A 19,229-nucleotide genomic window follows, 5' to 3' on the forward strand; every position below is an offset into this window, starting at 1 on the left:
TGGTTGCCGACCACTACACTGGACTGGCACCAGGGGGAGCGACGAGACATCACAGAAGAGGTGGCAGTGGATACCGCCGCATCAAATGGCAGCGGCCGGGGAACGGCGCGCGTCAAACGTGGCATGGCCGAAATGCTCAAGGGCGGCGTCATCATGGACGTCGTCACACCGGAGCAGGCGCGGATCGCTGAGGGCGCCGGCGCCGTCGCGGTGATGGCCCTGGAACGGGTGCCCGCCGACATCCGCGCGCAGGGTGGCGTGTCGCGGATGAGTGATCCCGACATGATCGAGGGCATCATCTCCGCGGTCACCATCCCGGTCATGGCCAAGGCCCGCATCGGTCACTTCGTGGAGGCGCAGATCCTGCAGAGCCTCGGCGTTGATTACATCGACGAATCCGAGGTCCTGACCCCCGCGGACTACACCCACCACATCGACAAGTGGAAGTTCACGGTGCCGTTCGTGTGCGGTGCGACCAACCTCGGTGAGGCGCTGCGGCGCATCAACGAGGGCGCGGCCATGATCCGGTCCAAGGGGGAGGCCGGCACCGGTGACGTGTCGAACGCGACCACCCACATGCGGGCGATCAGCGGCGAGATCCGGCGCCTGACGTCGCTGTCCGAGGACGAGTTGTTCGTGGCGGCAAAGGAATTGCAGGCCCCCTATGACCTCGTCGTCGAGGTGGCCCGGGCGGGCAAGCTGCCGGTCACGCTGTTCACCGCGGGCGGCATCGCCACGCCGGCTGACGCGGCGATGATGATGCAGCTCGGCGCCGAGGGCGTCTTCGTCGGCTCCGGCATCTTCAAGTCCGGCGCCCCCGAGCACCGCGCCGCCGCCATCGTCAAGGCGACCACCTTCTACGACGACCCCGACGTGCTGGCCAAGGTTTCGCGTGGGCTGGGCGAGCCGATGGTGGGCATCAACGTCGAGGAGATCGCGCAGCCGCATCGCCTGGCCGAGCGCGGCTGGTAAGCCTAGGGCGATTGGTGGCGATCGAGCAGATCCTCGATCTCGAGCAACTCGAGGTCAACATCTATCGCGGCGGCGTGTTCAGCCCCGACTCCGGCTACTTCCAGCGCACGTTCGGTGGCCACGTGGCCGGCCAGTCGCTCGTGTCGGCGGTGCGCACCGTCGAGGCGGGTCACCTGGTGCACTCGCTGCACGGCTACTTCATCCGGCCCGGCGACGCGAAGGCGCCCACCATCTTCATCGTCGAGCGCATCCGCGACGGCGGATCCTTCTGCACCCGCCGCGTCAACGCCATCCAGCACGGGGAGACCATCTTCTCGATGTCGGCGTCTTTCCAGGCCGACCAGGAGGGCATCAACCACCAGGACGCCATGCCGTCCGCGCCGCCGCCGGACGGCCTGCCGGGAATGAACTCGATGAGGGTTTTCGACGACGCCGGCTTCAAGCAGTTCGAGGAGTGGGACGTCCGCATCGTGCCGCAGGAGCGCCTGCAGCGGCGGCCCGGCAAGGCCTCTCAGCAGCAGGTGTGGTTCCGTCACCGCGATCCGCTGCCCGACGACCCGGTGCTGCACATCTGCGCGCTGGCCTACATGAGCGACCTCACGCTGCTGGGATCGGCGCAGGTGAACCACCTCGACGTGCGCGAGCACCTGCAGGTGGCGTCGCTGGACCATGCGATGTGGTTCATGCGGGCCTTCCGGGCCGACGAGTGGCTGCTCTACGACCAGTCGTCGCCGTCGGCCAGCGGCGGTCGCTCGCTGTGCCAGGGCAAGATCTTCACCCAGTCCGGCGAGATGGTGGCGGCCGTCATGCAGGAGGGGCTGACCCGCTTCCCGCGCGGGTTCCAGCCGACCGGGCAGTGAGCGCGCCGCGCATCGGCGTGCTGGCGCTGCAGGGCGACACCCGCGAACACCTCGCGGCGCTGCGGGAGGCCGGCGCCGAGGCGATTCCCGTGCGCCGCCGCGGCGAACTCGAGGCGGTGGACGGGCTCGTCCTTCCCGGCGGGGAGTCGACCACCATCAGCCACCTGCTGCTCGACCTCGATCTGCTCGAGCCGCTGCGCGGACGGCTGGCCGAGGGGATGCCCGCCTACGGCGCGTGCGCGGGGATGATCCTGCTGGCCAGCGAGATCCTGGACTCCGGCGCGCGGGGCAGGCAGGCGCTGCCCCTGCGGGGGATCGATATGACCGTGCGGCGCAACGCTTTCGGACGCCAAGTCGATTCGTTCGAGGGCGATGTCGAGTTCGCGGGTTTCGACGACCCGGTGCGTGCGGTGTTCATCCGCGCGCCGTGGGTCGAGCGGGCCGGCGACGCTGTTCGGGTGCTCGCGAGAGCCGCGGGCCACGCCGTCGCCGTCCGGCAGGGCCCGGTGCTGGCGACGGCGTTCCACCCGGAGGTGACCGGCGACCGGCGCGTCCACCAGCTGTTCGTCGACATCGTCACGGGCGAGGCCTGAGCCCCGGGCGTCGAACGTGTGGCCTGTGGCGGAATTCCACGCGGATCACGTACTTAGGGCACAGGCTCGGCGCCCACGTAGACTCGTCTGGCGAACTTTCGAAGACAGAAGAGGTAGACACAGCGATGAGCGGCCATTCCAAGTGGGCCACCACCAAGCACCAGAAGGCCGTCAAGGACGCGCGCCGGGGCAAGGAGTTCGCCCGGCTGATCAAGAACATCGAGGTCGCGGCCCGCACCGGCGGTGGTGACCCGGCGGGCAACCCCACCCTCTACGACGCCATCCAGAAGGCGAAGAAGAGCTCGGTGCCCAACGACAATATCGAGCGCGCCCGCAAGCGGGGGGCCGGCGAGGAAGCCGGCGGCGCCGACTACCAGACCATCATGTACGAGGGCTACGGGCCCAACGGCGTGGCGGTGCTGGTCGAGTGCCTGACCGACAACCGCAACCGCGCCGCCAGCGAGGTGCGGGTGGCGATGACGCGCAACGGCGGCACCATGGCCGATCCCGGGTCGGTGGCCTACCTGTTCTCCCGCAAGGGCGTGGTGACCCTCGAAAAGAACGGCCTCACCGAGGACGACGTGCTGGCCGCGGTGCTGGACGCCGGCGCCGAGGACGTCAGCGACCTGGGCGACAGCTTCGAGATCATCTCCGAGCCGACCGACCTGGTCGCCGTGCGCACCGCCCTGCAGGAGGCCGGCATCGACTACGACTCGGCGGAGGCGGGCTTCCAGCCGTCGGTGACCGTGCCGCTCGACGTCGAGGGCGCGCAGAAGGTGATCAAACTGGTCGACGCGCTCGAAGACAGCGACGACGTCCAGGACGTCTACACCAACGCCGACATCCCCGACGAGGTCTTGGCGCAGATCGACGGCTAGCTACTCGTACCCGTGCCGCATGTCCTCGACGATGCGGGGATTCTCCAGCGTCGACGGGTCCAGCGCGCGCGGCCCGGTATCCGACGAGAACACCGTGGCGGCGTCGAGCACGACCTGGTTGAGGAAGCGCAGCGGCGGCGCGTCGGGCGGCATCGTCGGGACGGGCGCGGCGGCCCCCCGCGACGCCAGCGCGAAGCCCCAGTCACCGAAGGTCGGCACGTGCACGTGGTACGGGGTGACGGCGTACCCGGCGGCCCGGACCGTCGACACCGTGCGCCAGAACGCGGCGGGCGTCGAGAACGGGCTGCCTGCCTGGACGACCATCAGCCCGCCGGGGGCGAGCGCGCGCGCGACGAGGGCGTAGAACTCCGTTGAGTACAGCCGGCCCAGCACGGGGGTGTCCGGGTCGGGCAGGTCGACGAGGACCGCGTCGAACCGGTCGACGGCGCTCCGGCGCAGCCAGGTCATCGCGTCGTCGATGACGACGGCCACGCGCGGGTTGTCGAGCGCGCCGCCGTTGGCCTCGCGCATGGTGGTGCGCGCCAGCGCGATGACCTCGGGGTCGAGTTCCACCTGCACGATCTTCTGCACACTCGGCTGCCGCAGCAGCTCGCGGGCGGCCAGCCCGTCGCCGCCGCCGAGCACCAGCACCGAGCGTGCGCCCGCGCCGAGCGCGGGGTAGACGAGGCTTTCGGTGTACCGGTATTCGTCGCGGGTGGAGAACTGCAGGCCCCCGTCGAGGTAGAGCCGCATGTCGGCGCCGCGGCGGGTCACCACGATCTCCTGGTAGGGCGTGTGGCGGTAAGCGATGATCGGGTCGGCGTAGAGCCGCTGCCTGCTCGTCGTCTCCACGTCGGCCGACCGCACCAGCAGCGTCGCGAGGACCGCGAGCGCCGCGGCGAGCGCGCACAGCGCCGTCGCCAGCTGGCGAACGGACACCACCCGCCGCAGCAGGAACACCGCCACCACGGCCGCGGCCGCCAGGTTGATGATGCCGGTTGCCGCGGCGCCGCGGATCATGCCCAGGTGCGGCAGCAGCAGGAACGGCCAGACCAGCCCGCCCAGTAGCGCCCCGAGGTAGTCGGCGGCGTTGAGGTTGGCCAGCGTGCGGCCGGTGTCGGCGGCCCCGGCGGTGCGCCCGCGCTGCAGCAGCGTCATCAGCAGCGGCACCTCGGCGCCCACCAGGCCGCCGATCAGGGCGGTGCTGACGGCCAGCACCCACGTCGACTCGTCGTCGATGAACGCGAAGACGGCGTAGAGCGCCGCGGCCGACAGGCCGCCGACGACGCCCAGCAGCGCCTCGACGGCGATGAACGCGATCGCCGCGTGGGCCAGCAGCGGCTTGGCCAGCAACGCTCCCGCTCCCAGCGCGGCGATGTAACCGGCGACGATCAGCGAGGTGGCGACGATCCCACCGCCGTTGAGGCTGGCCGTGAGGGTGAGCAGCGCGAGCTCGTAGACGATGCCGCAGGCCGCGCACGCGGCGACGGCGGCCAGCAGCACGGCGCGCCAGCGCCCGGACGGCTCGGTCATGAGATGGCGGCGGCGATGACCCCTCCGACGGCCACGAGCATCGTGGCCGTGGCGAACGCCGCCGGGTGGAGCTGTGGCTCGTCGACGTGCTCGCGGAAGTGACCCGGCACGGCGATCTGCACGATGAGCAGCGCCCCGCCCTGCGGCAGCACTCCGACCAGCCCGTACACCGCCACGCCGACGAGCCCCTGGCCCAGCTGGCTGTAGCTGCTGGCGATCGCGCTGATGATGACGATGGCGAGCGCCACATACATCGCCGAGGCCAGGACGACCGCGTTGGGCCGGCGGTCGATGAAGACCAGCCGGCGCAGGTTGCCGGGGGTCAGCAGGTCGACCATCAGGAAGCCGGCGATCAGGACGCCGACGCCCACCAGGAAATAGAGGACGACGGCGAGCACGCCCTGGGCGATGGTGCCGAAGTTGAAGGCTCCGAAATCCAGGGCTGCGAGGTTGAGCGCCAACATGGAGTTTTCCTTTCGAGGGTTACTTGATCCCCCCTGGACCGCCTGGGCTTCCCCCGCCGCCGCCGGCCGGGGATCCGGGGGTGAAACCCGGACCGAGGAAGACGAATCCGCCGTGGCTGTAGCGGGCGCCGAGGTCTTCGACGCGGATGCTGCACGGACGCGTGCCGTCGGGTTCGACGATGACGATGTCGCCGCTGTAGCGCAGGTACTGCCCGTCGCCGTTGGTGGCGCGCGCCGCGGGGGCCTGGTAGCGGGCGAGCGCGTCGGCTACTTGCGCCGGGGTCCCGGCGCATTCGTAGCGGGTGCCGTCGGCGTCGCGGGAGTACTCGCGATAGTGCGAGGCGATGTATGAGCCGATGTCTTTGTGCAGCAACAGGATTCCGGGTATCAGGAACGCGACGGCGGTGGCGGCCAGGCCGCCGGCGATCAGGAAGAGGCGGTTGCGCGTCACGGGCGCCACCGGCTCGCGGTGTGGACCACCATGCCTCCGGACGGCGCGGGGTAGAGGTGCCAGGTCTGCCACCGCCAGCCGGTGCCGTCGGGCTCGGCGGCCAGCGCGGTGAGGGCGGCGTCGTCGCCGGGGAAGGTGCCGCCCAGCCAGGTCGGCTCGCGGGCGCACCGGGTCCGCAGTTCGCGCGCGATGCGCCGGAAGGAGTCCTCGTCGTGCGTGTCGGTGCGCGATTCGAGGTGGTAGCCGGGGGCGTCGGTGCGCGCCGGCAGGCCGTCGGCCGCGGTGGGCGCGGTGCAGGTGACCTGCTCGGTGAAGCGGCCGCCGCCGTGCTCGACCGCGACGACGTGCGATGCGCCGAGGACCCCGAGCACCAGCGCCCCGCCGCCCGGATGGGCGAGCCGGCATGTCGCGAGCGGCGGCGGCGACGGGGCGTTCAGCGCCAGCCTCAGCGCCCGGCCGGACACGTCCGCCGGGGTCACGGCGAGCTGATGAAGTGGCACCGTCGGGGTCCTAGGGGGAGGCGGGTGCGGGATACACGGTGAGCTCGCCGGTCCGTACCGGCTTGCCCGTCGATATCTCCCACGGGGTGTCCGGGGCCCAGCGCTCGAAGGAGAGCAGCGCGCTCTGGTCGGCGTTGGCGCAGTCGAGAAACTCCATCTCCCCGCCCGCCGGCAGGCCCGTCGTGCCTTCGGTCGTGTACGAGGCGCGGCCACGTTCGGACTCGTGGAACGTCACGCCGTCGACGACGTAGCGGTCGCCGGGCTGCAGCGTCAGGTCCTTGCGGGTCACCCACATCACGAGCTCGAGGCGCCCGTCGTCCTCCTCCACGCTGAACCAGACCGGGTCATCGCCGCCCTCCAGCAGATGCTCCCACCACACGAACGGTCCCTCGCGGAACGTCACGGAGCCCCGCACCACATAGTCGACGCCGCCATAGCTGACGATGGCGCCCGGGCCGAGCTGCCGCGGACCGAATTGGGGTGGCGAGGCATCGAACGACAGCGGGTCCCGTCGCGCGCCCGCCGGCCCGGATGCTCGGGGCCGGCGCAGCGCCACCACGAGAACGACGACCGACGCGATGAACAACGCCGCGGCGATGACGACCAGCACTGTTCCCACGGACCAGCCTTCCGCCCCCCGGCTTGAGCAACGTGGGCTATAAGTTAACAGCTTTACGCCGACACACCGGTCGACTGACGAAGAATGGTCGGACCCAGCGGCTAGCCTATCGAACAGCTGTTCTACAGGCGGGAGCGGTAATGCGGGTGATGGGTGTCGACCCGGGGCTGACCCGGTGCGGCCTGTCCGTGGTCGAGAGCGGGCGGGGGCGCAGCGTGGTCGCGCTGGACGTCGACGTGGTGCGCACGCCGTCGGACGCGGCGCTGCCGATGCGGCTGCTGGCCATCAGCGACGCTGTCGAGCACTGGCTGGACACCCATCGGCCGGACGTGATCGCGATCGAGCGGGTGTTCTCCCAGCTGAACGTGACGACGGTGATGGGCACCGCGCAGGCCGGCGGGGTGATCGCGCTGGCCGCGGCCAGGCGCGGGCTGGACGTCTACTTTCACACCCCGACCGAGGTTAAGGCGGCGGTCACCGGCAACGGCACCGCCGACAAGGCGCAGGTCACCGCCATGGTCACCAAAATCCTTGCGCTGCAAGCCAAGCCGACACCTGCCGACGCCGCCGACGCGCTCGCGCTGGCGATCTGCCACTGCTGGCGGGCGCCGATGCTCGCGCGGCTGGCCCAGGCCGAGGCGCTGGCCGCGCGCCAGCGGCAGGCCTACAACGCGAAGCTCAAGGCGCAGCTGAAGGCGGCGCGATGATCGCCTCGGTGCGCGGTGAGGTGCTCGCGGTGGCGCTCGACCACGCGGTGATCGAGGCCGCCGGCGTGGGTTACCGCGTGAACGCCACCCCGTCGACCCTGGCGACGCTGCGCCAGGGCAGCGAGGCCGGGCTGATCACCGCGATGATCGTCCGCGAGGACTCCATGACGCTGTACGGGTTCGCCGACGCCGAGACCCGCGACCTGTTCCTGACGCTGATGTCGGTGTCGGGGGTGGGGCCGCGGCTGGCTATGGCGACGCTGGCCGTGCACGACGCCGCGGCGCTGCGCCAGGCGCTGCACGACGGCGACGTCGCCGCGCTGACCCGGGTCCCGGGCATCGGCAAGCGCGGCGCCGAGCGGATGGTGCTGGAGTTGCGCGACAAGATCGGCGCGCCGAGTGCTGGGGGAGTGCCGGCGAGCGCCGCGTCCAACGGCCACGCGGTGCGCGGTCCCGTGGTCGAGGCGCTGATCGGACTCGGGTTTCCGGCCAAGCAGGCCGAGGAGGCCACCGACAAGGTGCTGGCCGACGCGCAGGACGCGACGACGTCGGGCACGCTGCGGGCCGCCCTGTCGGTGCTGGGTAAGTCCCGATGAACCGCGATTTCGCGGACGAGCCGCCGGACCGGGAGGTCTCGCCCGCATTGACCGTCGGCGAGGGTGACATCGACGTCAGCCTGCGGCCGCGGTCGTTGCGCGAGTTCATCGGCCAGCCGCGGGTGCGCGAACAGCTGCAGCTGGTCATCGAGGGCGCCAAGAATCGGGGTGGAACGCCGGACCACATCCTGCTGTCCGGCCCGCCCGGGCTGGGCAAGACGTCGCTGGCCATGATCATCGCCGCCGAGCTGGGGTCCTCGTTGCGCGTCACGTCCGGTCCCGCCCTGGAGCGCGCCGGCGACCTGGCCGCGATGCTGTCGAACCTGGTCGAGCACGACGTGCTGTTCATCGACGAGATCCATCGCATCGCGCGGCCGGCCGAGGAAATGCTCTATTTGGCGATGGAGGATTTCCGGGTCGACGTGGTGGTGGGCAAGGGGCCAGGCGCCACCTCGATCCCGCTGGAGGTTGCGCCGTTCACGCTGGTCGGCGCTACCACCCGGTCCGGCGCGCTGACGGGTCCGCTGCGCGACCGGTTCGGCTTCACCGCACACATGGACTTCTACGAGCCGGCCGAGCTGGAGCGCGTGCTGGCCCGGTCGGCGGGGATCCTCGGCATCGAGCTGGGCGACGACGCCGGCGCCGAGATCGCCCGCCGCTCGCGCGGGACGCCGCGCATCGCCAACCGGCTGCTGCGCCGCGTCCGGGACTACGCCGAGGTGCGCGCCGACGGAATCATCACCCGCGACGTCGCCAAGTCCGCCCTCGCGGTGTACGACGTCGACGAGCTCGGCCTGGATCGGCTGGACCGGGCGGTGCTCTCGGCGCTGACCCGCAGCTTCGGCGGCGGCCCGGTCGGGGTGTCGACGCTCGCGGTCGCGGTCGGCGAAGAGGCGGCGACGGTGGAAGAGGTCTGCGAGCCTTTTCTGGTGCGCGCCGGCATGATCGCGCGCACCCCGCGCGGGCGGGTGGCCACCCCGCAGGCCTGGACGCACCTGGGCATGACCCCGCCCGTCGGCGCCAGCCAACCGGGTCTGTTCGAGTAGCGGCGGGTCGCCACCATAGAGTCGGTGGTGATCGTGAGCGCGGCGGAGCCGGGCGAAGCGGGTCGCCACCATAGAGTCGGTGGCGATCGTGAGCGCGGCGGAGCCGGGCGAAGCGGGTCGCCACCATAGAGTCAGTGGCGATGGTGAGTATCTGATCGGTCGGCCAGGAGGACGCGATGATCAACGCCGGGTTGATATTCGCCGGGCTGGCTGCCCTGTTGCACGTCTACATCTTCATTATGGAGTCCCTGACCTGGACCTCCCCGCGCACCCGCGCGACGTTCGGCACGACGCCCGAGGAGGCCGAGACCACCAAGCTCCTCGCCTTCAACCAGGGCTTTTACAACTTGTTCCTGGCGATCATCACCGCCGTCGGCATTGCCACGGTTTCCATCGGGCATCACGTCGTCGGGGCGACACTCATCCTCGCCGGAGCCGGCTCGATGGCCGCGGCCGCGGTCGTTCTCCTGGTGTCGGCGCCGGACAAGGCCCGGGCCGCCCTGGTCCAGGGCATTTTCCCTGCCCTTGCCATCGCGCTGCTGCTTCTCGGCGTGCGCTGACGACTCCGGGCGGGTTACTTCCCGGGGACCGGGGGTACCCATCGGGAGCCGGAAAACGGCCCGGCTTCTACCGAGGAGATGTCATGAAACACGCAGAATATGACCGCCCGCGCGCGCTGAGTATGCCGCGCTCGCGCGGTGCGATCAGTGGATTGCTCCTGGTCATCCTGGGTGCCTGGGGCGCCCTGATCCCGTTCGTCGGCCCCCGGTTCAACTTCGCGTACACGCCCGACAGGGACTGGGCGTGGAGCTCGGCCCGCGGCTGGCTCGAGGTGCTGCCGGGAGCCGCGACCGTGGTCGGCGGCCTGCTGTTGATCGTCGCCGGCAATCGCGTCGCCGCGATGCTGGGCGGCTGGCTGGCCGTGCTGGCCGGTGCGTGGTTCGTGGTGGGGGAGCAGGTGGCGCCGCTGCTGGGAATCGGCTCCGCCGGTGACCCGATCGCCGCGACCGAGCGCAAGCGCGCGCTGCTGGAGGTCTCCTACTTCGACGGGCTGGGCGCGCTCATCATCTTCGTCGGCGGCGTCGTCCTTGCGCGCACGGCGGTTCGGCTGGCGCGGGACGTGGCGCCCGTAACCGCCGCGCCGCCGGGGGCCGAGCCCTTCGATCCCGTCCGTGAGTCGCTGGAGGAGCCGGTTTCTTCGGGCGCGCTGACCAAGCCGCGGATGGACCGCTACGCCCCGGCCGAGGCCCAGCACAAGCGGGGCTGGCGTCGCCAGCGCGCCGGCGCGGGGTACCTGCGCTGGCCGCACCCGCAGGGCTGACCCGAAGACCGGACAAAGCAATCGCCCGGCCCCCGTGGGGGCCGGGCGATCTGCTGTTCGCCGAGCCTGTCAGAGCAGCCCGAGCAGCTGCAGGTCGGTGACGTACTTGACGATGATCGGCGCCGAGACGTGCGGGATGTCCTTGTCCGGACCGATCTTCGCCTCCTGCACGGCGGCGCGGAACCGGTCGGTCGGTGCCAGCGAGCCGCGCAGCGGCTTCTCGGGCTGCTGGTAGTTGTGCAGCAGCGGCAGCAGCGAGTACTGGCGCTGGCGCTCGGGCAGGGCCCGCATCGACCCCTCGAACCGGCGCAGCCATTCGCCGTAGTCGGCGATGCGCTGGAGGGAGTACCCGGCGTCGATCAGCCAGTCGACGTACTCGTCGAGCCCGATGCCGTCGTCGTACGGGTTCATCACGTGGTACGTGTCGTAACCCTCCCGCGGGCTCAGCGTGGAGATCGCGGCGGCGATGAACTCGACCGGCAGGCCGTCGTAGTGCGCCCGCTGCCGATTCCCGTTCTCGTCCAGCTCGTAGAACGAGCCGGGCGCGATGCCGGTCGCCACCAGGCTCAGCATCAGCCGGGTGAACATGTCCGGCAGGTTGAGCTGGCCCGCATAGGTGGTGTCGGCCAGGATCATGTCGCAGCGGAACACCGCGACCGGGAGACCGCACAGGTCGTGGGCCTCGCGCAGCAGCACCTCACCGGCCCACTTGCTGTTGCCGTAGCCGTTGGCGTAGTTGTCGTTGACCGCCCGCGTCGCGCTGACCTGCCGGACGTCGGCGTCCTCGACGAACTGGCCCGGCTGGATCTGGTCGCCCACGCCGATCGTCGACACGTAGGTGTACGGCTTGAGCTTCGTCGTCAGCGCGATGCGGATCAGCTCCGCGGTGCCAACCGCGTTGGGGCCGAACAGCTCGCTGTACGGCAGCACGTGGTTGACCAGGGCCGCCGGGTCGACGATCAGGTCGACCGTGTCGGCCAGCCGCTGCCACGTCTGCGCGTCCAGGCCGAGGTTCGCCTCGCCCTTGTCACCGGCGATGACCTCGAGGTGGTCGGCCGCCAGCTCCCGGTAGTGCTCGAGCAGCTTGGGGTCACCGCTGTCGAAGGTCTTGTCCAGCCGGGCGCGCGCCTCCTCGTCGGACTTGGCGCGCACCAGGGCGATCACCTTGCCGTCGACCAGGTCCATCCGCTCCAGCCATTCCAGCGCCAGGTAGCGGCCGAGGAAGCCCGTGGAGCCCGTCAGGAGCACCGTGCGCACCTCGGCGGCCGGCTTCGGCAGGTTCGGCGCCGCAGACAGCGTCTCCGCGTCGAGGAACTTGTCCAGGGTCAGGTCGCTCGCGCGCACCTCGGTCGCGCCGCGGCCGTGCACCGCGGCGAACGTGGGCCGCTTGGTGCCCTGCCGTTCGGCCTCGATGTAGCCGGCGATGGCCGCCAGGTCGTTGGCCGGGCTGACGATGACACCCACCGGGACGTCGATGTCGAAGATCTCGCGCAGCAGGTTGCCGAAGGTCAACGCCGATAGGGAGTCTCCGCCCAGGTCGGTGAAGTGCGCATCGGGGGACAGGTCGCTGGCCGCCGTGCCCAGCATGGCCGCCGCGGCGCGGGTGACGGTCTGCAGCACCGGTGCGTCGGCACCGCTGCGCCGCAGTTCGGCCAGCTCGTTGGCCTGCCCCTGGGCCAGCTCGGCGTACAGCTGCTCCAGCCGCTCACCGTAGTGCTGCTTGAGCTTCGGCCACGCCAGCTTGCGGATCCCGGTCAGCAGGCCGTTCTCCAGGCTGAACGGCGTGGTCTCGATGATGAAGTCGCGGGGCACCTCATAGGACTGCAGGTCGGCCTGGCGCGCAACGCTCTGCAGCGAGTCGGCGATCTCACCCTTGAGGGTGTCGAGATCCCAGCGCGCCAGCGCCTCCTCGGTGGGCACCACGACGGCCAGCAGGTACGGCTGCGAGCTGTTGCCGTAGACGTAGATCTGGCGGACGAGCGGGCTGTTGCCGAACTCCGCCTCCAGCTTGGCCAGCGTGACGAACTCGCCCTGGGCGAGCTTGAGCACGTTGTTGCGGCGGTCGACGTACACCAGCCGGTCGGGCGCCACTTCGGCGAACACGTCGCCGGTGCGGTAGTACCCGTCCTCGTCGAACACGCTGGCGGTGGTCTCGGCCCGCTTGTAGTAGCCCGGGAACATGTTCTCCGTCCGCAGCAGCAGCTCGCCGCGCGGATACGGCCGGTCGGTGGCGAAGTAGCCCAGGTCCGGCACGTCGACCAACTTGTAGTCGATGACCGGCGGGCGCTGGACCTCGCCGTCGAACAGCACCATGCCGGCCTCGGTCGAGCCGTAGCCGTCCAGCAGGTCCATCTGCAGTAGCGAGACGACCCAGTTGCGTAGATCCGGCGAGGTGGGCGCCGAGCCCGTCATCGCGAAGATGAACCGGCCGCCCAGCAGGTACCGCCGCTGCTCCTCGAGAACCGCGGCTTCGACCGCTTGGCGGTCCGAGCCGTCGGTCAGCCGGCGCTCCACCTGACGCTGGAATTCGCCGAACAACGTCTCCCAGATCCGTGGTACGAAATTCAGCTCGGTGGGCCGCACCAGCTCGAGGTCCTCGAGCAGCGTGGAGAGATCGCTCTTGGCCGCGAAGTAGGCGGTGCCGCCGTTGCCGAGGGTGCCGTACAGGATGCCGCGCCCCATGACGTGGCTCATCGGCATGAAGTTGAGGGTGATCGATGCGGCGCTCTCGCCGAACCAGTTCTTGCTGCCGCGGCGCCACATCTTGCCGACGTTGCTCGCGGGGTACATCGCGCCCTTGGGGGCGCCGGTGCTGCCCGAGGTGTAGATCAGCAGGGCCAGCGGGTCGTCCTCCTGCGGCTCCGGCAGCGCCGTGTCGGGCAGCGCCCTGCCGCGGTCGAGGACGTCGGTCAGGGTCTCGACGGTGACCGCGGTGTCGGCCAGCCGCCCGCGCGCGGCCTCGACGGCCTCGCGCTGGTCGTCGACCTCGGGGTGGTAGTCGAACACGACCAGGTGGGTGGGGGCGGGGCCGCTGAGGATCAGCTCGACGGCGTCGGGCAGCTGGTTGACGCTCGACGCGACCACGCTGGGCTCGGTCTCGACCACGATGGGCTGCAGCTGGGTGAGCGCGGCGCTGGTCTGCAACGGAACGGCCACAGCACCCACCTGGCCCAGCGCCATGTCGATGGTGGCGTAGTCGACGCTGTTGAAGCCCAGCACACAGACCCGGTCGCCGGGCCGCACGGGCCCGTCGGCAAGGGCCCGGGCCAGCGCACCGACGCGTTCGCCCAGCTCGCCGTAGGTGATGGTCTCGTAGCGGGGGAGCAGCTCGAGCGTGGTGCGTCCGGTGTGCGGGTCCTTGACGAACTCCATCACGCGCTGCCCGAGCGCCGGCCGGTCCGCGTAGCCGTCCAGCACCGTCCGGACGATCCGCGGCAACGAAAGCCCGGGCTCCTCGAGGGCGGCGGTGATCTCGGGGTCGGGGCGGGCCGCTGCGAATTGCGGGTCGGTGGCGGTCAGCTCTTCGATGCGGCGGGCGAGACGCTCGTCGGTGTTCGGTGTGCTCATAAACGTGTCCTTACCAAATGAAATTCAGATCAATTCGCGGCGAATGCGCTGATAATTAGAACGTTAGCTAAAGTAATGGTATTCCTCCATAGGCGCGCCCAATGGCGCGGGTGTGAGATTGCCCACCAGGGGCGTCGTCGCGATCCCCAGGTGGTCTAGAGGTCGCCCAGAACGTCGCCGAGCAGGTCGAGTCCTTCGCTCAGTAGCTCGTCGGTGATGGTCAGTGGGGGCAGCAACCGGACGATGTTGCCGAACATGCCGCAGGTCAACACGATGACCCCGGCCGCGTGGGCGGCCATGGACCACTTCTTGGCAAGTTCCGCGTCCGGATCGGCGGAACCCGATTTCACCAACTCCACGGCGATCATCGCGCCGCGGCCTCGGACGTCGCCGATCCGGTCGTCGGCGGCCTGCAGCCGCAGCAGCGGTTCGGTGATCAGCCGTTCCAGCTGTCGCGCCCGCTCGACGAGGCCGTCGTCCTCGATGGTCTCGATGGTGGCCAGCGCCGCGGCACAGGCAAGGGGGTTTCCGCCGAACGTGCCACCCAAACCGCCGACGTGCGGCGCATCCATGATTTCCGCACGGCCGGTGACGGCGGACAGCGGGAGCCCGTCGGCGATGCCCTTGGCGGTGCAGATCAGGTCGGGCTCGATCCCCTCGTGCTCGCAGGCGAACATCGCGCCCGTGCGCGCGAAACCGGTCTGCACCTCGTCGGCGATGAACACCACCCCGTTGTCGCGGCACCAGGTGAGCAGGGTCGGCAGGAAGCCCTCGGCCGGCACGATGAATCCGCCCTCGCCGGCGATCGGCTCGATGATGACGGCGGCCAGGTCGTCGGCGCCGACCTGGCTGTCGATGATGGTGATGGCGCGGGCCGCGGCCTTTTCGCCGTCGGTGGCCAGCTCCTTGTCGAGCAGCCCGTCGCGGAAGGGGTAGGACATGGGCGCCCGGTAGACCTCGGGCGCGAACGGGCCGAATCCGCTCTTGTAGGGCTTGGACTTGGCGGTGAGCGCCAAGGCCAGGTTGGTGCGCCCGTGATAGGCGTGGTTGAACGCCACCACCGCGGGCTTGCGGGTGTAGGAGCGCGCCACCTTCACCGCGTTCTCGACGGCCTCCGCGCCGGAATTGAACAGGACCGACCGCTTCTCGCCGGAGCCGGGAGTGAGCCGGTTGAGTTGCTCGGCGACCGCCACGTACTGCTCGTACGGGGTGACCATGAAGCAGGTGTGGGTGAACTCGGCCACCTGGGCGCGCACCGCCTCGACGACGCGCGGCGACGAGTTGCCGATGGTGGTGACGGCGATGCCGGAGGCCAGGTCGATGAGCCGGTTGCCGTCGACGTCCTCGACGATGCCTCCGCCGGCGCGCGCGACCCACACCGGCATGGAGACGTTCACGCCGCCCGAGACGGCCGCGGCGCGGCGCTTGGTCAATTCGAGCGATGCGGGACCGGGGATTTCGGTGACCAGCTTGCGGCTTTGCTCGAGGCTGGCCACTGTCATCCTCCTCACCGCGGCGCGCGGGTCGCGTCGCGGTTAAAGCCTAGCGGTCGGCTCCGGCCGGCGGCCTGCCAAACTGGACGGGCACACTGGACCGAGGGATTGTCAATACGAAAGACGGGTCGATGCAGAGTTTGGTCTTGTTCCTGCCGTTCCTGCTGATCATGGGCGGCTTCATGTACTTCGCGTCGCGGCGCCAGCGGCGCGCGATGCAGGCCACCATCGACCTCCACGAGTCGCTGCGGCCGGGGGACCGGGTGCACACCACCTCGGGTCTGGAGGCGACGGTCGTTGCAATCGCGGACGAGACCGTCGAACTCGAGATCGCGCCCGGCGTGGTGACCACCTGGATGAAGATGGCCGTCCGCGACCGGATCGTCCCCGACACCGACGAGGACGAGTCGGAGAACGACGCCGACGCCGACGAGACCCCGGTCATCAAGGATTCCTGACGGGAATTCCCGACCGACCGGGCGCCGACGGGGACCACGTAGGCTCTGTCGGGATTGCGAACCGATTCTCGAGCAGAAGGGAAGGACCGTGGCATCGTCTTCGGCGCCGGTGCACGCTGCCCGCTACCTGTCGGTGTTCGCCTTAATGCTCGTCGGTGTCTACCTGCTGGTCTTCCTGACGGGCGACAAGCGGGCCGCTCCCAAGCTCGGCATCGACCTGCAAGGCGGCACCCGCGTCACGCTGACCGCCCGCACGCCGGACGGCTCCGCCCCGAGCCGCGAGGCGTTGGCGCAGGCGCAGCAGATCATCAGCTCCCGGGTCAACGGTCTCGGTGTCTCCGGCTCCGAGGTCGTCGTCGACGGGGACAACCTGGTCATCACGGTGCCCGGCAGCGACGGCAACGAGGCCCGCAACCTCGGGCAGACCGCCCGCCTCTACATCCGGCCAGTGATCCAGGCGGTCCCGGCGCAAAGCGCCCCGCCCAAGGCGCCGCGTCAGCCCGCCGGCGCGCCGCCGCCCGGTGCCCCCGGTGCCCCCGGCGCTCCCGGCGCCCCCGGCGCGCCGCCGCCCGGTCTGGCGCCGGAGCCCGCGCCACCCGGACAGCCCGCGCCCGGCCAGCCCGCGCCGCAGCCGCGGCCCTATCCCCAGGACCCACCGCCGAGTCCCGCGCCCAGCCCGAGTCCCGCGCCCAGCCCGAGTCCAGCGCCCGGGCCCGGACAGCCGGCCGGGGAAGCGCCGCCGCCGATCCAGCCCCCGGACCCGCGCAAGGAACTCGCCGAGCGCATCGCCGAGGAAAAGAACCTGCGGCAGAGCACCCGTCAGGGTGTTCAGTACATCGCCCTGCAGTTCGAGGCGACCCAGTGCGACAAGACCGACATCCTCGCCGGCAACGATGACCCGAAGCTGCCCCTGGTCACCTGTTCCACCGACCACAAGGCGGCGTATCTGCTGGGCCCGTCGATCATCAGCGGCGACCAGATTGAGGACGCCACGTCGTCGCTGAACCAGCGCGGCATCGGTTACGTCGTCGACGTGCAGTTCAAGCCGGCCGCCGCGAACGTCTGGGCGGACTTCACCGCCGCCCACGTCGGCGAGCAGACGGCCTTCACCCTGGACTCCCAGGTCGTCAGCGCCCCGCGCATCAACGAGGCGATCCCGGGCGGCCGCACCCAGATCAGTGGCGGTGACCCGCCTTTCAGCGCCGCCACCGCCCGCCAGCTGGCCAACGTGCTCAAGTACGGGTCGCTGCCGCTGTCGTTCGAATCGTCGGAGGCGCAGACGGTTTCGGCGACGCTGGGGCTCACCTCGCTGCGGGCGGGCCTCATCGCGGGCGCGATCGGGTTGCTGCTGGTGCTGCTGTATTCGCTGCTGTACTACCGGGTGCTCGGGCTGCTCACGGCGTTGTCCTTGGTCGCTTCGGGCGCGATGATTTTCGCGATCCTGGTGCTGTTGGGCCGGTACATCAACTACACCCTGGACCTGGCGGGGATCGCGGGTCTGATCATCGGCATCGGCACCACCGCCGACTCGTTCGTGGTGTTCTTCGAACGCATCAAAGACGAGATCCGCGAGGGCCGTTCGTTCCGGTCGGCGGTGCCGCGGGGTTGGGTCCGGGCCCGCAAGACGATCGTGTCCGGCAACGCCGTGACCTTCCTGGCCGCGGCGGTGCTGTACTTCCTGGCGATCGGCCAGGTGAAGGGCTTCGCGTTCACGTTGGGCCTCACCACGATCCTCGACCTGGTGGTGGTGTTCCTGGTGACCTGGCCGCTGGTCTACCTCGCGTCGAAGTCTCCGACGCTGGCCAAGCCGAGGTACAACGGCCTCGGAGCCGTTCAGCAGGTCGCCCGCGAACGCCGGGCCTCGGCAGTCGTGAAGACGGGACGGGGTAGCGCATGACCGCCTCCAAGACCCCCAAGGCGTCGGATGCCGTGGAGCTGACCGGCGGCGCCGACCAGCCGCGCCACGGCTTCCTGTCGCGGCTCTACACCGGCACCGGCGCGTTCGAGGTGATCGGGCGCCGCAGGGTCTGGTACGGGATCAGCGGGGCGATCGTGGCCATCGCGATCGTCAGCATCGTCGTGCGTGGCTTCGCCTTCGGGATCGACTTCAAGGGCGGCACCACGGTGTCGATGCCGGCCGCGGGGGCCACCGGCACGGTGCAGACCTCGCAGGTATCCGACGTCTTCCGCAAGGCCCTCGGCACCGATCCCGAATCGGTGGTCGTCGTGGGCAGCGGCGCGTCGGCGACGGTGCAGATCCGCTCCGAGACGCTGACCAACGACCAGACGGCCAAGCTGCGCAACGCCCTGTACGACGCCTTCCAGCCCAGGGGCACCGACGGTAAGCCCAGCAAGCAGGCGATCAGCGACTCGGCGGTGTCGTCGACGTGGGGCGGTCAGATCACCAAGAAGGCACTGATCGCGCTGGTGGTGTTCCTGGCCCTGGTCGGCCTGTACATCACGGTGCGCTACGAGCGCTACATGGCCGTCTCGGCGCTGACGACCATGTGCTTCGACCTGACCGTCACCGCCGGCGTGTACTCCCTGGTCGGCTTCGAGGTCAGCCCCGCCACCGTCATCGGGCTGCTGACGATCCTCGGTTTCTCCCTGTACGACACCGTGATCGTCTTCGACAAGGTGGAGGAGAACACCCAGGGGTTCCAGCACACCACCCGGCGCACGTTCGCCGAGCAGGCCAACCTGGCGATCAACCAGACGTTCATGCGGTCGATCAACACCAGCCTGATCTCGGTGCTGCCGATCCTGGCGCTGATGGTGGTGGCGGTGTGGCTGCTCGGCGTCGGCACCCTGAAGGACCTGGCCCTGGTGCAGCTGGTCGGCATCCTGGTCGGGACGTACTCGTCGATCTTCTTCGCCACCCCGCTGCTGGTGACGCTGCGGGAGCGCACGGAGTTGGTGCGCGCGCACACCCGGCGGGTCCTGCGGCGGCGCAGCCCCGGTTCGCGGGGTGCCGCCGAGGTCGCCGACACCTCCGACAGCGTCGATGCCGACGCCGAAACCGACGCGCAGGAGCCTTCGGCCGCGGATGACGCGGCGCCGGCCGCGGAGCCCGACAAGCCGGCGCCGAGTAAGCCCGCGCCGGGTGCGCGCCCGGTGCGGCCGACGGGGACCCGGCGCCCGACCGGCAAGCGAAACGCCGGCCGGCGGTAG

The 19,229-nt window shown here is 70.3% G+C and carries 19 protein-coding genes; 12 read left to right on the forward strand and 7 right to left on the reverse strand.

Annotated features, from left to right (window positions below; genetic code table 11):
• Positions 1 to 66: 66 nt before the first annotated feature.
• From pdxS to G6N56_RS00280, 4 genes are all read left to right on the forward strand, one after another.
• The gene (gene pdxS / locus G6N56_RS00265; RefSeq protein ID WP_085257519.1) at positions 67 to 972 is read left to right on the forward strand and encodes a pyridoxal 5'-phosphate synthase lyase subunit PdxS; all 906 of its coding nucleotides are present in this window, start codon (positions 67 to 69) and stop codon (positions 970 to 972) included.
• Positions 973 to 986: 14 nt separating this feature from the next.
• Entirely contained in the window at positions 987 to 1,832 is an 846-nt protein-coding gene (tesB, locus tag G6N56_RS00270) for an acyl-CoA thioesterase II (RefSeq protein WP_085257697.1), read from the forward strand.
• Entirely contained in the window at positions 1,829 to 2,425 is a 597-nt protein-coding gene (pdxT, locus tag G6N56_RS00275; protein WP_085257518.1) for a pyridoxal 5'-phosphate synthase glutaminase subunit PdxT, read from the forward strand. Before tesB ends, pdxT begins: the two co-directional genes overlap by 4 nt.
• A 125-nt stretch (positions 2,426 to 2,550) precedes the next feature.
• Positions 2,551 to 3,303 carry a YebC/PmpR family DNA-binding transcriptional regulator gene (locus G6N56_RS00280; protein ID WP_085257517.1) on the forward strand — a complete coding sequence of 251 codons (753 nt, stop codon included), beginning with the start codon at positions 2,551 to 2,553 and terminating at the stop codon, positions 3,301 to 3,303.
• Here G6N56_RS00280 and G6N56_RS00285 read toward each other — a convergent pair whose 3' ends face one another.
• From G6N56_RS00285 to G6N56_RS00305, 5 genes are read right to left on the reverse strand one after another with little or no spacing between them, the layout of a single operon-like run.
• A complete protein-coding gene (locus G6N56_RS00285; protein WP_085257516.1) occupies positions 3,304 to 4,836 on the reverse strand; it encodes a polyamine aminopropyltransferase in 1,533 nt (510 codons plus the stop codon).
• A complete protein-coding gene (locus G6N56_RS00290; RefSeq protein ID WP_085257515.1) occupies positions 4,833 to 5,300 on the reverse strand; it encodes a DUF350 domain-containing protein in 468 nt (155 codons plus the stop codon). The genes G6N56_RS00285 and G6N56_RS00290 overlap by 4 nt, the downstream gene beginning before the upstream one ends.
• Before the next feature lie 19 nt (positions 5,301 to 5,319).
• Positions 5,320 to 5,751, reverse strand: a complete 432-nt coding sequence (locus G6N56_RS00295) for a DUF4247 domain-containing protein (RefSeq protein ID WP_085257696.1) — start codon at positions 5,749 to 5,751, stop codon at positions 5,320 to 5,322.
• Positions 5,748 to 6,251 carry a DUF2617 family protein gene (locus G6N56_RS00300; RefSeq protein ID WP_085257514.1) on the reverse strand — a complete coding sequence of 168 codons (504 nt, stop codon included), beginning with the start codon at positions 6,249 to 6,251 and terminating at the stop codon, positions 5,748 to 5,750. The genes G6N56_RS00295 and G6N56_RS00300 overlap by 4 nt, the downstream gene beginning before the upstream one ends.
• Before the next feature lie 10 nt (positions 6,252 to 6,261).
• On the reverse strand, positions 6,262 to 6,870 hold the full coding sequence (locus G6N56_RS00305) for a DUF4178 domain-containing protein (RefSeq protein ID WP_085257513.1): 609 nt from the start codon (positions 6,868 to 6,870) through the stop codon (positions 6,262 to 6,264).
• Between the two features lie 140 nt (positions 6,871 to 7,010).
• On the opposite strand from G6N56_RS00305, the gene ruvC reads away from it, so the two are divergent.
• From ruvC to G6N56_RS00330, 5 genes are all read left to right on the forward strand, one after another.
• Positions 7,011 to 7,577 carry a crossover junction endodeoxyribonuclease RuvC gene (ruvC, locus tag G6N56_RS00310; protein WP_085257512.1) on the forward strand — a complete coding sequence of 189 codons (567 nt, stop codon included), beginning with the start codon at positions 7,011 to 7,013 and terminating at the stop codon, positions 7,575 to 7,577.
• On the forward strand, positions 7,574 to 8,173 hold the full coding sequence (ruvA, locus tag G6N56_RS00315; protein WP_085257511.1) for a Holliday junction branch migration protein RuvA: 600 nt from the start codon (positions 7,574 to 7,576) through the stop codon (positions 8,171 to 8,173). The genes ruvC and ruvA overlap by 4 nt, the downstream gene beginning before the upstream one ends.
• On the forward strand, positions 8,170 to 9,219 hold the full coding sequence (gene ruvB, locus G6N56_RS00320; protein ID WP_085257510.1) for a Holliday junction branch migration DNA helicase RuvB: 1,050 nt from the start codon (positions 8,170 to 8,172) through the stop codon (positions 9,217 to 9,219). The genes ruvA and ruvB overlap by 4 nt, the downstream gene beginning before the upstream one ends.
• A 176-nt stretch (positions 9,220 to 9,395) precedes the next feature.
• Positions 9,396 to 9,779, forward strand: a complete 384-nt coding sequence (locus G6N56_RS00325) for a DUF1304 domain-containing protein (RefSeq protein ID WP_085257509.1) — start codon at positions 9,396 to 9,398, stop codon at positions 9,777 to 9,779.
• A gap of 83 nt (positions 9,780 to 9,862) precedes the next feature.
• On the forward strand, positions 9,863 to 10,540 hold the full coding sequence (locus tag G6N56_RS00330) for a hypothetical protein (RefSeq protein ID WP_085257508.1): 678 nt from the start codon (positions 9,863 to 9,865) through the stop codon (positions 10,538 to 10,540).
• Between the two features lie 69 nt (positions 10,541 to 10,609).
• Here G6N56_RS00330 and car read toward each other — a convergent pair whose 3' ends face one another.
• The gene (car, locus tag G6N56_RS00335) at positions 10,610 to 14,107 is read right to left on the reverse strand and encodes a carboxylic acid reductase (RefSeq protein ID WP_085257507.1); all 3,498 of its coding nucleotides are present in this window, start codon (positions 14,105 to 14,107) and stop codon (positions 10,610 to 10,612) included.
• A 155-nt stretch (positions 14,108 to 14,262) separates the two neighbouring features.
• Entirely contained in the window at positions 14,263 to 15,603 is a 1,341-nt protein-coding gene (gabT, locus tag G6N56_RS00340; RefSeq protein WP_085257695.1) for a 4-aminobutyrate--2-oxoglutarate transaminase, read from the reverse strand.
• A gap of 128 nt (positions 15,604 to 15,731) precedes the next feature.
• Here gabT and yajC point away from each other — a divergent pair, with 128 nt between their 5' ends.
• The 3 genes from yajC (at position 15,732) to secF (ending at position 19,229) form a co-directional block, all read left to right on the forward strand.
• A complete protein-coding gene (gene yajC / locus G6N56_RS00345) occupies positions 15,732 to 16,058 on the forward strand; it encodes a preprotein translocase subunit YajC (protein ID WP_085257506.1) in 327 nt (108 codons plus the stop codon).
• Positions 16,059 to 16,146: 88 nt separating this feature from the next.
• Complete coding sequence (gene secD / locus G6N56_RS00350; RefSeq protein ID WP_085257505.1) at positions 16,147 to 17,955, forward strand: protein translocase subunit SecD; 1,809 nt, start codon at positions 16,147 to 16,149, stop codon at positions 17,953 to 17,955.
• Positions 17,952 to 19,229, forward strand: a complete 1,278-nt coding sequence (secF, locus tag G6N56_RS00355) for a protein translocase subunit SecF (protein WP_085257504.1) — start codon at positions 17,952 to 17,954, stop codon at positions 19,227 to 19,229. The genes secD and secF overlap by 4 nt, the downstream gene beginning before the upstream one ends.

It is taken from the genome of Mycobacterium saskatchewanense (assembly GCF_010729105.1).
In the GTDB taxonomy this organism is placed as follows: domain Bacteria; phylum Actinomycetota; class Actinomycetes; order Mycobacteriales; family Mycobacteriaceae; genus Mycobacterium; species Mycobacterium saskatchewanense.